A 12,699-nucleotide genomic window follows, 5' to 3' on the forward strand; every position below is an offset into this window, starting at 1 on the left:
GCCACGGGCGCGGCCAGCGCCCGGCCTTCCCTGCGCCCTCTGCTTTCGAGAGGGCGAAAGATCAGCAAAGCTCGGACGCCGATGGCGCCGCGAGGCTGAGAAGGTGTGTCGCGAAAGGAGATCCGAAGTTGAACGCAGTCGTTCAATGCGTGACCACGGATGGTCCGACACGATCGGCCGACGCTGCGCACCGAGCCGGAGCGCAATCGTACAATCCTCATTGTCGTCATGGCCGGGCTTGTCCCGGCCATCCACGCATTTCGGCGCACGATGCGCGACGTGGATGCGCGGGACAAGCCCGCGCATGACGAGCAAACCAATTGAAAGCTCGTTTGGCAATCACACGTGGCCGCCGCACAGCAGCCTGCCCGGGGTGACGCTACCTAGCGCGATGCGACCGTCACTTCCCCGTCGGCGTATCCTGCCGCCAGGCGCTGCCCGCGATCTTCGCGGCCGCGATCACCGCCTGGGTCCGGCTCTCGACGCCGAGCTTCTGCAGAATGGCCGAGACGTGCGCCTTGATGGTCGCCTCGGAGACGCCGAGCTCGTAGGCGATCTGCTTGTTGAGCAGGCCCTGCGACAGCATCATCAGCACGCGCACCTGCTGCGGGGTCAAGGTGACCAGGCGGTCGCGCAGCCTGGTCATTTCAGGATCGGCGCCGGCGGCCAGGTCGGTGTCGGGCGGCACCCAGACCTCGCCGTCCATCACCTTCTTGATGGCATCGCGCAAGGTGTCGACGCCGAACCGCTTCGGGATGAAGCCGGAGGCGCCGAAATCGAGCGAGCGGCGGATCGTCGCGCCGTCGTCGCTCGCCGACACGATGACGACCGGGATCGCCGGATATTGCGCGCGCAGATAGATCAGGCCCGAGAAGCCGGAGATGCCGGGCATGGTGAGGTCGAGCAGCACCAGATCGACCTCGGAATCCTTTTCCAGCAAAGCGGTGAGGTCCTCGAACGAGCCGGCCTCGTCGACCACGGCCTCCGCGAGCACGCTCGCGACCGCCTGCCGCAAGGCGTTGCGGAACAACGGGTGATCATCGGCAATGACGAGATGAGTGCTGGCAGCCGCCATGAATCCAGACTTGACCTTGCGAGACCGACGACATGCTGCAACTGCACGCGCCCGGTTTTCCGTAAAATACTCGCCCGGCCACCGGTTGCATGCAAGCGTGCAATTCCACTTGCAGGGAAGGCGGTTAATCCGAACCTTGTGCAACGCAACATCGATAGCGCGACGGCCGCTCACCGAACTTGATCCGCCGCAATGTCCCCATCTTTCCCGCGCGCCGCAGAGGGCAGAGCCGAAAGTCGTATTGGGGCGGGTTTCACTGCAATGTTACTGAAGAGCAAGGTCTCCGCGACCTGCGCCGTCCAAGTCCGGCATGCGGAGGCGAAAGCCATCATCACAACAATCATGGGGAGCGAATGCCGATGTCAACAATGGTAGCCACACAAGCGAGATCGGGAGGCATGACGAAGGACGAACGCTTCGTCATTCTGGCCTCCTCTCTCGGCACCGTCTTCGAGTGGTACGACTTCTATCTCTACGGGTCGCTGGCCTCGATCATCGGCGCGCAGTTCTTCAGCGACTATCCGCCGGCCACCCGCGACATTTTCGCACTGCTCGCCTTCGCCGCCGGCTTCCTGGTGCGTCCGTTCGGCGCCATCGTGTTCGGCCGCATCGGCGACATCGTCGGCCGCAAATACACCTTCCTGGTCACGATCCTGATCATGGGCCTGTCGACCTTCATCGTCGGCCTGCTGCCGAACGCCGCGACCATCGGCTTCGCGGCGCCGGTGATCCTGATCGGCCTGCGCCTGCTGCAGGGCCTCGCGCTCGGCGGCGAGTATGGCGGTGCCGCGACCTATGTCGCCGAGCACGCCCCGATGGGCAAGCGCGGCTACTACACCTCCTTCATCCAGACGACGGCGACGATGGGCCTGTTCCTGTCGCTGCTGGTCATCCTGTTCACCCGCACCATCATCGGCGAGGCCGACTTCGCCAAATGGGGCTGGCGCATTCCGTTCCTGGTCTCGGTGCTGCTGCTTGGCGTCTCCGTCTGGATCCGTCTGCGCCTGAACGAATCGCCCGTGTTCCAGAAGATGAAGGACGAAGGCAAGAGCTCGAAGGCGCCGCTGACGGAAGCGTTCGCGAACTGGGGCAACGCCAAGATCGTGTTGCTGGCGCTGATCGGCGCCACGATGGGCCAGGGCGTGGTCTGGTACACCGGCCAGTTCTACGCGCTGTTCTTCCTGCAATCGATCCTGAAGGTCGACGGGTACACCGCCAACCTGCTGATCGCCTGGTCGCTGCTGCTCGGCACCGGCTTCTTCATCGTGTTCGGCATGCTGTCCGACAAGATCGGCCGCAAGCCGATCATCATGGGCGGCTGTCTGATCGCGGCGCTGACCTTCTTCCCGATCTTCAAGATGATCACCACCAACGCCAACCCGGCGCTGGAGAAGGCGATCGAGGCGACGAAGGTGGAAGTGGTGGCTGATCCCGCCGGCTGCGGCGATCTGTTCAACCCGGTCGGCACCCGCGTCTTCACCGCGCCTTGCGACACCGCCCGCGCCTTCCTGGCCCAGTCCTCGGTCAAGTACTCGACCGTTTATGGTCCGGCCGGCTCCGGCGTGAAGGTCACCTTCAACGGCAAGGAAGTGCCCTACACCGATGCGAAGACCAGCAACCCGGCGCTGACGGCCGCGATCGGCCAGGCCGGCTATCCGAAGGCGGGTGATCCGTCGATCGTGAAGATGGCGCATCCGTTCGACGTCTTCCGTCCGCAGGTCGCCGCGATCATCGGCCTGCTGTTCATCCTGGTGATCTTCGTCACCATGGTGTACGGCCCGATCGCCGCGATGCTGGTCGAGCTGTTCCCGACCAAGATCCGCTACACCTCGATGTCGCTGCCCTACCACATCGGCAACGGCTGGTTCGGCGGCCTGCTGCCGGCAACCGCCTTCGCGATCGTGGCCTCGACCGGCGACATCTATGCCGGCCTGTGGTACCCGATCTTCTTCGCGGTGATCACGGCGGTCGTCGGCTTCCTGTTCCTGCCGGAGACCAAGGACGTCGACATCCAGCAGCACTGATCAGGACGCGGGCAGCACCTCCGCCCGCATCTCCTCCGAGCGAACGGCCGCGGATCACTCCGCGGCCGTTCCGCATTTCAGACCCACGGATTTTCTCTTTATGGCCTCAGGCCGCGCCGATGAACTGCAACACCAGCTCGCGCCGATGCGGACGCGCGCGATGCTCGATCAGATAGAGCGCCTGCCAGGTGCCGAGTATCATGCGGCCGTCCTGCACCGGCACCTGCAGCGAGACCGAGCTCAGCATGGTCTTGATGTGCGCCGGCATGTCGTCGGGCCCCTCGGTGTCGTGCACCCAGCCGGCATCCTCCGGCGCCAGCCGCGCCAGCGCCGTGGTGAGATCGTGCAGCACGGTGGGATCGGCATTCTCCTGGATCGTCAGCGACGCCGAGGTGTGGCGAACGAACAGGGTCACCGCGCCTTCCCTGGCGGAGACTTCACGCAGGAATGCCTCGACCTCGCGCGTGAGATCGGTGAAGCCGCGGCCCGAAGTCTGCACCGTCAGAATCGACGTCACCACCGTATCGATCGCAACAACCGAAGGTGCCGTGCGCGAGGCCGATCGTGCCGACATGGATGCAGCCTCCTCGAAGCGGTCTCAGATCCTGCCCGAGACGTCCTTCTGCACCCGCGTCGCCATGTCGAGCAGCCGCCGCCACGCCTGCTCGAGGAACCCCATCATGCGGTCCATGTCCTGGTCGCTGGGCAGCGGGATCTCGAGCTTTCGCGTTCCGTCAGCAGACTTCGACTCTCCGGCTCGAGGCTCCGCCTTCTTCAATTGATCGGACTTGGGCAGCGCCTGGTCCTTCGGCAGCGGCTCGTCGATCTTGCCGGAGATGCTCTGGTCGCGCGACGCGAGCTGGCCCTTGAGCTTTTCATTCTCCGCCTGCAGACGGCCGATCTCGGCGTCCAGCGCGGCGCGCTCATCAGGCACCGCGTAACAGGCAAAGCCCGATCCACTGCTGTTGTTGCACATCGAGACCGCACCGGTCTTGGTATCGAGCCGAATCACGCCGTCCGATGTCGTCGACATCGTGTAGCGTCCCTTGTCGCCGTCAGGCGTTGTGTCCTCGACCGCAAACGCCTCTCCGCCCAGGCAGCTCAACGCCAGCAGCGCGAGGAGGGGCGGCCGGTAGGGCTTCGTGAGACTCATGGCTGGCTCTCCCAGGCGCATTCGCAACCGCCGCCATGCACGCCGACATTGTGTCGCGGCCATGACGTTGCCTCAGGTGCGATCCGCTGCCACAGGCCGCACCTATGTTTCGGACGTATAGGCGGAGCGACCGGATTTCAACGCGTCCGCCAGCAGCTCGAGGCGGTCCTGCCCCCAGAAGATCTCGCCGTCCAGCACATAGGCCGGCGAGCCGAACACGTCGGCCGCGATCGCGTCCTGCCGGTTCTGCTCGTAGGCCGCCCCGACCACGTCCGTCGCCGCCTGCGTCACGAGATCGCGGCCCGGCAGTCCGGCTGCATCGGCCAGGCCGGCGATCACCTCGGCATCCGCAAGATTGAGCTGCTGCTCCCAGATGGCCGGGAAGGCGCGCTGCAGATAGGGCTCCGGATCGAGGCCGGCCTGCTGCGCCGCAATGACGACGCCGTCGGCGAGCCGGGCATTGAACGGCCAGTTGCTCGGCTGGATGTGGAAATCGAGACCGCGCTTGTCGCGCCACCGCTTCAGCTCGACGATGCGATAGCGCTGCCGCGCCGGATGGCGCTTGGCCAGCGGAAGCCCGCCGGTCTCGGCGAACAGATCCACCAGCATGACCGGCTTGAGGTTGACGCTCGCGCCGTGGCTCGCGGCGATGTCGCGGAACAGCCGGTGGCCGATATAGGCCCATGGCGACTGCAGCGAGAAATAGTAATCGATCTGGCGCGACATGCGGGTTCCCGTGCTGGTTGGAGTTCAGCGACATCGGATCAGAGGGCCCTGACAGGGGCAAGATCGCAGTTGCACAGAACACTGTTGATGCGGCGCGGTGACACGCGCGACCGATCTGACGAAAAAGCCGAGAAGACGAGCAGAATCAGGCATCTAACAGTTCAACACGCAATCTTGACTTGGGGGGATGCGGTCAGTATGGTCCGCGCGGCTTCAAAGGGCGATGGGGCGCTATTTCCTGACACTCGCGGCAACGGATCGGGTCTCCACACATGGCGGATAAGCACATGGCGGATGGCACGAACGAGAGCGGCGGACACGGGGATCGCGACAAGTCGCCCGATGAGGCTGCGCTTTCCGCAAGGCTCGGAAGTCTCGACCATCGGTTGTCCGAATTTCGCGACGGCCGAAAGATCGGGGCTGATCAACCTGGAAACGGCGGCGGTGACACTGCAGCCCGGGCTTCGGCCATGGCGCGTGGCCTGCGACTGTCCTCCGAGTTGATCGCCGGTGTCCTCGTCGGTGCGGTGCTTGGCTGGGGCTTCGACCGCTTGCTGTCGACATCGCCCTTTGGATTCATCCTGTTTTTCCTGCTCGGCTTCGCGGCCGGCGTGTTGAACGTGGTGAGATCCGCAGGCATAGCTCCCGACAGGCCCCGCCAGTGAGACATGCGCGGAAGACCTCGGCGCGGAAGACCAACGAGTGAATTGCAAAGCGCCGGCGTGGCCGGTGAACAACTGAGACGCCACGCGGATGATCGATCCGATCCATCAATTCCACCTCAACAAGATCTTCACGATCGGCCACATCGGCAATCAGGAGATCGCCTTCACCAATTCGTCCGCGTACATGCTGCTCGCGGTCGTGCTGATCGCCGTCATGATGATGGCCGCAGGGCGCGCGCTCGTGCCGGGCCGGTTCCAGTCGGTGGTCGAGCTGTCCTACGAATTCGTCGCCAACACCATCAGAACCAGCGCCGGCTCGCACGGCATGACGTTCTTCCCGCTGGTGTTCTCGCTGTTCATGTTCATCTTCGTCTCGAACATCGTCGGCATCATCCCCTACACCTTCACCGTCTCCAGCCACATCATCGTCACCTTCGCGCTGGCGCTGCTGGTGTTCCTGACGGTCATCATCTACGGCTTCTACAAGAACGGCCTGAAGTTCTTTAAGCTGTTCGTCCCCTCCGGCATCCCCGCGGTGATCCTGCCGCTGGTGGTCGTGATCGAAATCATCTCCTTCTTCTCCCGTCCGATCTCGCACAGCGTCCGTCTGTTCGCCAACATGCTGGCCGGCCACGTCACCCTGAAGGTGTTCGCGAGCTTCGTGACCATGCTCGGTGCGCTCGGCTTCGTCGGCAAGGTCGGTGCGCTGTTGCCGCTCGGCCTCACGGTCGCGCTGACCGGCCTCGAGCTGATGGTCGCGTTCCTCCAGGCCTACGTCTTCACGATCCTCACCTGCATCTATCTCAACGATGCTATCCATCCGGGCCACTGATCCGGCCCTCTCTACCAAACCCCTCAAAGGAGTTCGTTTCATGGATCCGGTTGCAGCGAAGTACATTGGCGCGGGCATTGCCTGCATCGGCATGGGTGGCGCGGGTGCCGGCATCGGCATCATCTTCGGCAACTACCTGTCGGCCGCTCTGCGCAATCCGTCGGCCGCCCAGGGCCAGTTCGGCAACCTGATTTTCGGCTTCGCGGTGACCGAAGCGCTCGGCATCTTCTCGCTGCTGATCGCGCTGCTCCTGCTGTACGCCGTCTAAGACGGCCTGAGCCGGACAGGAGAAGCCCGTGGCTGAAAGTCATGGCGAAGCCAAGGGCGGCGAGGCCAAGGGCACCGCAAGCGCCCATACGGAGGCCGATGGCGGGCATGGTTTCCCTCCGTTCTCGAAGGAAACCTTTCCGTCCCAGATCGTCTCCCTGGTGATCGCCTTCGTGGCGCTGTACGTGATCGTCTCGCGTGTGGCGCTGCCGAAGGTCGGGGCCGTCATCGACGCCCGCCAGAAGTCAATCGACGGCGATCTGGCTGAAGCGCAGCGGCTGAAGGATGAATCCGAAGCCGCGATGAAGGCATATGAGAGCGAGCTGGCGACGGCTCGTGCCCGTGCCCAGGCGATCGGAGCCGAGACTCGCGAGAAGCTCGCGGCCTCTTCGGACGCCGAGCGCAAGGCGCTGGAAGACAGCCTCGCAGCCAAGCTCGCGGCGGCTGAGGCATCCATCGCCACCACGCGCACGACCGCAATGAGCAATGTCCGCGGCATCGCCGCAGATGCAGCCAGCGCGATCGTGAAGCAGCTCACCGGCAAGGCCCCCGCAGCCAAGACGGTCGAGGCTGCGGTGGATGCATCGTTGAAGGGAACAGCCTGATGCATTTGCTTGCTGATCCAGAAACCTGGGTTGCGATCGCCTTCGTGATCCTGATGGGCCTGTTCGCCTATCTCGGTGTCCACCGCATGGTCCTGACGGCGCTCGACCACCGCGCCGAGCGCATCAGGAACGAGCTCGCGGAGGCCAAGCGGCTCAAGGAAGAGGCGGCCAAGGTGCTCGCCGATTACAAGACCCGCCGCGCCAGCGCCGAGCGTGAGGCCGAGGAGATCGTCACCAGCGCAAAGGCGGAAGCCGAGCGCATCGCGGCGGAGGCCAAGGCCAAGATGGAAGACTTCGTCGCCCGTCGCACCAAGGCCGCCGAGGGCAAGATCGCCCTCGCCGAAGCCCAGGCTCTCGCCGACGTCAGGTCCGCTGCGGCAGAGGCCGCCGTCCAGGCGGCAGCGACCGTGCTGTCGCAGTCGGTCAAGGGCGCTCTTGGCGAAGACCTCGTCGCCAAGGGCATCGCCGAAGTCGGCCGCAAGCTGAACTGAGCGGCAGCCCATCTCATCCATCATCTTCAAAAGGCCGGTGCGATCCCATCGCACCGGCCTTTTGCTATTCACACTCTCCGGCGACCGCTTCGCGCGACGGCAATCGTCACCTCCGCTTCTTGCCGTGCGGCCGCTCCGGGGTCAGGGCCTGCGGGTCGAAGCCGATGTAGAAGACGTAATTGTCGGCATTGGCGCCGGGCGGCGGCACCGGATAGACCATGTCCTCGGCGACGATCGTGAACGGCACGCTGCCGTCCTCGGTCATCTGCACCGTGGTGCGATACGACTTGGTCGCGATCACCTTCTCGCCGATGCCGCCCTGGACCACCGCAATGCGCATCGGAATGTCGACGCTCGCCGGCGCGCCCGCGGGGCCGGCGACGATGCGCCCCTGAATGCCGATCTTGGCGGTGATCTCGGCCCCGTTGAGATTGCATTCCCGCGCGGTCTTGGTGATCGACGCCTGGAACCGGACGTCGTTGCCGACCGCCTGCTTGCCGGGCGCGGCCACGGCGTAGGTCGAGGCGCCGGCGCGAATATTGACCGGCGGACAGGTCAGGCCATCGGTCGGATCGACCGGCGGTCCGCCGCTGGCGGGCAGGTTCTCCTGCCCCTTGTCGTCGGAGCCGCCGCCGAACAGGCTCTTGAAGCGGTCGGTCAGCGATTGGGCGGCGGCCGGCGGCGCCGCGCTCGCGGCTCCCAAGGCCAGCAGCACGGCTGCCAACGTCCCAGCCCTGATCACGCTCGTCTCTCGCATCGTCTGATATCCCCGGCAACTCGGTCGCCCAGCCAAGGCGTCTATACCCATTTCAGAGCCCGGAACCAGCCCCGATTGGCCTCTCCCGCGGCGATCACGATCACGATTGCTACCCCCGGAAATCCTCGTGCAGCAGGCCGTAGAGATAATGGTCCTGCCAGACCCCGTTGATGCAGAGGTAGCGACGCGCCAGGCCCTCGCGGGTGAAGCCGCATTTCTCCAGCACGCGAATCGACGGCATATTGGTCGGGATGCAGGCCGCCTCGACCCGGTGCAGATTGAGCTCGCCGAAAAGGGTCGGCAGCAGCAGCCGCAGCGCCGCCGTCATGTAGCCATGATGCGCGAACGGCTGCCCCATCCAGTAGCCGATGGTGCCGGCCTGAACGATGCCGCGGCGGACATTGGCGAGCGTGATGCCGCCGAGCATGGCGCCATCCTGCTCGCGGAAGACGATGAACGGATAGGACCGGTCGGCCGAGATGTCCTCGGCATAGCGGCGCAGCCGGCGGCGGAAGCCGGAGCGCGTCAGGTCGTCGGACGGCCAGATCGGCTCCCAGGGCGTGAGATAGTCGCGGCTGATCTCGCGCAGCCGCGCCCATTGCGCGTAATCGGCCATCTGCGGCGCACGCAGCAGCAGGCCCTGGCCGCGCGGAGCCAACGCAGCCGGTCCGTTGGATGGCAAGCGAAACAGGGCCATCTGTGATGCTCCCCCTGCTCTTTCCGGGTCGAAGCCTGCTCCGACCCACCCCAGATCTCCAATGCCGAGATCTCCAAGGCCAAGATCTGGCGAGATTCAATGCGCGCGGACCGCACCGAGCCGAACCACGCTCAGTGCAGTTGGGCCTTCGATCGCGAACCGGTCAGACCTTCGGCGAAAGTGACCGCCGTGTCCAGACCCCTGCCGGTGCCGAGCGCGACCACCGCCGGCTTGCTGCGTGCGAGCAGCGCCCGCGCCGCATCGCGCGTGCTCTCGACGCTGACCGCCTCGATCTTGGCGACCATCTCCTGCAAGGTCTGCGGCCGGCCATAGGCCAGGATATGCCGCGCCAATTGCTCGGCACGGGCGCTGCAGCTCTCAAGCGCCATCAAGAGCCCGGCCTTCATCTGCGCCTTGGCGCGGGCGACCTCGGCCTCGCTCAGGGTCTCCACCGCATTGCCGATGATGTCGACCACGACCTCCATCATCTCGGGGGCGTCGGCCGGATCGGTCCCGGTGTAGAGGCCGAAGAACCCCGTGTCGCTGTAGGGCGCGTGGAACGTGTAGACGGAGTAGCAGAGCCCCCGGTTCTCGCGCACCTCCTGGAACAGCCGGGACGACATGCCGCCGCCGAGGATGTTGGTGAACACCTGCAGCGAGAACAGCGACGGGTCGGCCTGCGGCACGCCCTCGAGCGCAAGCGTCAGATGCGCCTGCTCGAGATCGCGATGCACGACCCGCGAGCCGCCCTTGCCGAACGCCGCCGGCAGCGGCTTCGGCCCCTCGCCGCCATTGAAGCTCGCAAAGCGCTTCGTCACGTCCTCGACCACCCGCTGATGGTCGACGGCACCGGCGGCGGCGACCACCATGTCGGGGCCGCGGTAATGCGTCGACAGATAGCCGTGCAGCTTGTCGCGATCGAACGCCTCCAGCGTCTTGGCGGTGCCGAGCAGCGAGCGGCCCATCGGCTGGTCCGGAAAGCACAGCTCGTTGAGATGCTCGAACACGACGTCGTCAGGCGTATCCTGTGCCGCGCCGATCTCCTGCACGATCACGTTCTTCTCGCGCTCCAGCTCCTCCGGCACGAACGACGGATTGGCGAGAATGTCGGAGAGCACGTCGAGCGCCATCGGCACGTCGGCCTTCAGCACGCGGGCGTAATAGGCCGTGGTCTCGGTCGAGGTCCCAGCATTCAGATCGCCGCCGACGGCCTCAACCGTCTCGACGATCTCGCGGGCGCTGCGCGTCGTCGTGCCCTTGAATGCCATGTGCTCGAGCAGATGCGAGATGCCGTGCTCATCCGGCTTTTCGTCGCGGCCGCCGACGCCGGCCCAGACCCCGAGCGCGGCCGTCTCCAGATGCGGCATCGTGTCGGTGACGACCGTCAGCCCCGTCGGCAGCTTGGTGACTTCCACACCCATCATGCAATTCCCTGCTTGGCGGCCCGGCTGACCGAGCGGATGAACTTCTCCACCTCGGCCTGGTCGTTCCGCATGATCCTGATGTCCTCGCGCCTGCTCATCAGCCCTTCGAGCCACGCCGGCAGATGCGGCCGCATCCCGCAGGCGGCCTCGACCGCGTCGGGGAATTTGGCGGGATGCGCGGTCGACAGCACGATGTTCGGCACCGACAGATCCGTTCCGTCGCGATCGGCCACCGCCAGCGCCACCGCCGTGTGCGGATCGACGAGATCGCCGGCCTCGCGGAAGGCGGCGCGGATCGCAGCGGCGGTCTCGGTCTCGTCGGCGCGTCCGGCGTCGAAATCCGCGCGGATCGCGGCCAGCATAGCATCCGGCAGCACGAAGCGGCCGGACTGCTTGAGGCCGTCCATCAGCCGCCGCACGGTGCCGGCGTCGCGGCCGCCGGCTTCGAACAGCAGCCGCTCGAAATTCGACGACACCTGGATGTCCATCGAGGGCGAAGCCGTCGCATGCACTTCGCGCACCTCGTAGATGCCGGTCGTCAGCGTCCGGGCGAGGATGTCGTTGACGTTGGTCGCGACGCGCAAGGTGCGCACCGGCAGACCCATGCGCTTGGCGACATAGCCGGCGAAGATGTCGCCGAAATTGCCGGTGGGCACGGTGAAGTCGACGGCGCGGTGGGGCGCCCCGATCGCGACCGCCGAAGTGAAGTAGTAGACCACCTGGGCGACGACGCGGGCCCAGTTGATCGAGTTGACGCCCGACAGCCTGACCGAATCGCGGAAGCCGTGATGGTTGAACAGGCCCTTCACGATCGCCTGGCAGTCATCGAAATGACCTTCGATCGCCAGCGCATGGACGTTGGCCGCGCCCGACGTCGTCATCATCCGCCGCTGCACCTCGGAGATGCGGCCATGCGGGAACAGCACGATGAGGTCGGCATTGTCGCGGCCGGCGAAGGCCTCGACCGCCGCGCCACCCGTATCGCCTGATGTCGCCACGACGATGGTGGTGCGCTCGCCGCGCTTGGCCAGCACGTGGTCCATCAGCCGCGAGATCAGCTGCATCGCCACATCCTTGAACGCCAAGGTCGGGCCGTGGAACAGCTCCAGCACGAACTGATGCGGTGCGATCTGGTCGAGCGGCACCACGGCGGGGTGACGGAACGTCGCATAGGCCTCGTTGGCCATGCGGCCGAGCTCTTCGTCGGAAATCTCGCCGGCGACGAACGGCTTGATGACCTCGACGGCGACCTCCCAATAGGGCCGGCCGAAGAACGAGGCGATCGTCTCGGGTGTCAGCTGCGGCCAGGTCTCGGGCACGTACAGGCCGCCGTCGCGGGCGAGCCCGGTCAGCATCACATCGCAGAAGGTGAGCGCGGGGGCTTCCCCGCGGGTCGAAACATAGCGCGTCAAACCGCTCTCCTGACCTGCGTCACCAGGCCATAACCCGTTGATTGAATTCGAAATCGGAACCGCCTGGCGGCAACATGGTCCGGCACCATAATGGTTTTGGTCCGCGCGCGAAACCGGTTGTTGCCGCAGCGATGGTCACAGCGAGGGGTTACGGCGGCGTTACGGGGCGGGTCCTGGACAGGTGGCAGCAGGTAGCGACCGATGCCCTTCCCCACCCCGCTGTCATCGCCCGATTCAACCGGGCGATCCAGGACGCACGACGGCCGTGGTCGACCGCGCCGCCGCGGCGGACTGGATCCCCGGCTGCGCGGGGACGACGGCGGTGGAAGCGTACGCGCATCGCCGCCTTTGAAGCTGCTCCGCCAAAAGCACAGGTCTCCCCTCCGTCATTGCGAGCGCCAGCCAAGCAATCCAGGGCCGTGGACGGGATTCTGGATTGCTTCGTCGCTGACGCTCCTCGCAATGACGCGCGGTGACATTCGAACGCACATGGCAAGGCTCTCCAGTCAGAAGGCGCAGCTTCGCGTTCTCGCGGCGCGATCGGCGCCCGAGCTGTAACGGAAATTCCTCC

General features: G+C 65.6%; 15 protein-coding genes. 7 read left to right on the forward strand and 8 right to left on the reverse strand.

Going from position 1 to position 12,699, the window contains the following annotated elements; all coding sequences use genetic code 11:
• The first annotated feature begins 159 nt into the window (after positions 1-159).
• Positions 160-324, forward strand: coding sequence for a hypothetical protein (locus QX010_RS22380; protein ID WP_315801523.1), 165 nt, complete (start codon positions 160-162; stop codon positions 322-324).
• Positions 325-400: 76 nt separating this feature from the next.
• Here QX010_RS22380 and QX010_RS22385 read toward each other — a convergent pair whose 3' ends face one another.
• Complete coding sequence (locus tag QX010_RS22385; RefSeq protein WP_316181924.1) at positions 401-1,075, reverse strand: response regulator transcription factor; 675 nt, start codon at positions 1,073-1,075, stop codon at positions 401-403.
• Positions 1,076-1,428: 353 nt separating this feature from the next.
• On the opposite strand from QX010_RS22385, the gene QX010_RS22390 reads away from it, so the two are divergent.
• Entirely contained in the window at positions 1,429-3,099 is a 1,671-nt protein-coding gene (locus tag QX010_RS22390) for an MFS transporter (RefSeq protein ID WP_316181926.1), read from the forward strand.
• Positions 3,100-3,205: 106 nt separating this feature from the next.
• On the opposite strand, the gene QX010_RS22395 is transcribed toward QX010_RS22390, so the two are convergent.
• The 3 genes from QX010_RS22395 to QX010_RS22405 form a co-directional block, all read right to left on the reverse strand.
• Entirely contained in the window at positions 3,206-3,673 is a 468-nt protein-coding gene (locus QX010_RS22395) for a secondary thiamine-phosphate synthase enzyme YjbQ (RefSeq protein ID WP_316181928.1), read from the reverse strand.
• A 24-nt stretch (positions 3,674-3,697) separates the two neighbouring features.
• Positions 3,698-4,252, reverse strand: coding sequence for a hypothetical protein (locus QX010_RS22400; RefSeq protein ID WP_316181930.1), 555 nt, complete (start codon positions 4,250-4,252; stop codon positions 3,698-3,700).
• A 102-nt stretch (positions 4,253-4,354) separates the two neighbouring features.
• The gene (locus QX010_RS22405; RefSeq protein WP_316181932.1) at positions 4,355-4,978 is read right to left on the reverse strand and encodes a 2-hydroxychromene-2-carboxylate isomerase; all 624 of its coding nucleotides are present in this window, start codon (positions 4,976-4,978) and stop codon (positions 4,355-4,357) included.
• Between the two features lie 287 nt (positions 4,979-5,265).
• Here QX010_RS22405 and QX010_RS22410 point away from each other — a divergent pair, with 287 nt between their 5' ends.
• The 5 genes from QX010_RS22410 (at position 5,266) to QX010_RS22430 (ending at position 7,838) form a co-directional block, all read left to right on the forward strand.
• Positions 5,266-5,643, forward strand: a complete 378-nt coding sequence (locus tag QX010_RS22410; protein ID WP_316182054.1) for an AtpZ/AtpI family protein — start codon at positions 5,266-5,268, stop codon at positions 5,641-5,643.
• A gap of 88 nt (positions 5,644-5,731) precedes the next feature.
• The gene (locus tag QX010_RS22415) at positions 5,732-6,475 is read left to right on the forward strand and encodes a F0F1 ATP synthase subunit A (RefSeq protein WP_316181934.1); all 744 of its coding nucleotides are present in this window, start codon (positions 5,732-5,734) and stop codon (positions 6,473-6,475) included.
• A 40-nt stretch (positions 6,476-6,515) separates the two neighbouring features.
• A complete protein-coding gene (locus tag QX010_RS22420) occupies positions 6,516-6,743 on the forward strand; it encodes a F0F1 ATP synthase subunit C (protein ID WP_006615622.1) in 228 nt (75 codons plus the stop codon).
• Positions 6,744-6,771: 28 nt separating this feature from the next.
• On the forward strand, positions 6,772-7,347 hold the full coding sequence (locus QX010_RS22425) for a F0F1 ATP synthase subunit B' (RefSeq protein ID WP_315801531.1): 576 nt from the start codon (positions 6,772-6,774) through the stop codon (positions 7,345-7,347).
• Positions 7,347-7,838, forward strand: coding sequence for an ATP F0F1 synthase subunit B (locus QX010_RS22430; protein ID WP_315801532.1), 492 nt, complete (start codon positions 7,347-7,349; stop codon positions 7,836-7,838). The genes QX010_RS22425 and QX010_RS22430 overlap by 1 nt, the downstream gene beginning before the upstream one ends.
• A gap of 106 nt (positions 7,839-7,944) precedes the next feature.
• Here the strand turns inward: QX010_RS22430 and QX010_RS22435 are convergent, their stop codons facing one another.
• The 4 genes from QX010_RS22435 to thrC form a co-directional block, all read right to left on the reverse strand.
• Positions 7,945-8,562: a hypothetical protein gene (locus QX010_RS22435; protein ID WP_316182056.1), complete on the reverse strand. Its 618-nt coding sequence runs from the start codon at positions 8,560-8,562 to the stop codon at positions 7,945-7,947.
• Positions 8,563-8,704: 142 nt separating this feature from the next.
• Entirely contained in the window at positions 8,705-9,292 is a 588-nt protein-coding gene (locus QX010_RS22440; protein ID WP_316181937.1) for a GNAT family protein, read from the reverse strand.
• 131 nt (positions 9,293-9,423) lie between these two features.
• Entirely contained in the window at positions 9,424-10,713 is a 1,290-nt protein-coding gene (locus QX010_RS22445; protein ID WP_315801761.1) for a pitrilysin family protein, read from the reverse strand.
• Positions 10,713-12,128, reverse strand: a complete 1,416-nt coding sequence (gene thrC / locus QX010_RS22450) for a threonine synthase (RefSeq protein WP_316181939.1) — start codon at positions 12,126-12,128, stop codon at positions 10,713-10,715. The genes QX010_RS22445 and thrC overlap by 1 nt, the downstream gene beginning before the upstream one ends.
• Positions 12,129-12,699: the final 571 nt, after the last annotated feature.

Source organism: Bradyrhizobium sp. SZCCHNRI1009 (assembly GCF_032487575.1).
Classification (GTDB): domain Bacteria; phylum Pseudomonadota; class Alphaproteobacteria; order Rhizobiales; family Xanthobacteraceae; genus Bradyrhizobium.

Bases quoted from the DNA above. Each gene is read 5' to 3' on its own strand.
- QX010_RS22385 (WP_316181924.1), bottom strand. From the start codon at position 1,075: ATGGCGGCTGCCAGCACTCATCTCGTCATTGCCGATGATCACCCGTTG.
- QX010_RS22410 (WP_316182054.1), top strand. From the start codon at position 5,266: ATGGCGGATGGCACGAACGAGAGCGGCGGACACGGGGATCGCGACAAG.
- QX010_RS22390 (WP_316181926.1), top strand. From the start codon at position 1,429: ATGCCGATGTCAACAATGGTAGCCACACAAGCGAGATCGGGAGGCATG.
- QX010_RS22445 (WP_315801761.1), bottom strand. From the start codon at position 10,713: ATGGGTGTGGAAGTCACCAAGCTGCCGACGGGGCTGACGGTCGTCACC.
- QX010_RS22405 (WP_316181932.1), bottom strand. From the start codon at position 4,978: ATGTCGCGCCAGATCGATTACTATTTCTCGCTGCAGTCGCCATGGGCC.
- QX010_RS22380 (WP_315801523.1), top strand. From the start codon at position 160: ATGGTCCGACACGATCGGCCGACGCTGCGCACCGAGCCGGAGCGCAAT.
- QX010_RS22440 (WP_316181937.1), bottom strand. From the start codon at position 9,292: ATGGCCCTGTTTCGCTTGCCATCCAACGGACCGGCTGCGTTGGCTCCG.
- QX010_RS22395 (WP_316181928.1), bottom strand. From the start codon at position 3,673: ATGTCGGCACGATCGGCCTCGCGCACGGCACCTTCGGTTGTTGCGATC.
- QX010_RS22430 (WP_315801532.1), top strand. From the start codon at position 7,347: ATGCATTTGCTTGCTGATCCAGAAACCTGGGTTGCGATCGCCTTCGTG.
- QX010_RS22415 (WP_316181934.1), top strand. From the start codon at position 5,732: ATGATCGATCCGATCCATCAATTCCACCTCAACAAGATCTTCACGATC.
- QX010_RS22420 (WP_006615622.1), top strand. From the start codon at position 6,516: ATGGATCCGGTTGCAGCGAAGTACATTGGCGCGGGCATTGCCTGCATC.
- QX010_RS22400 (WP_316181930.1), bottom strand. From the start codon at position 4,252: ATGAGTCTCACGAAGCCCTACCGGCCGCCCCTCCTCGCGCTGCTGGCG.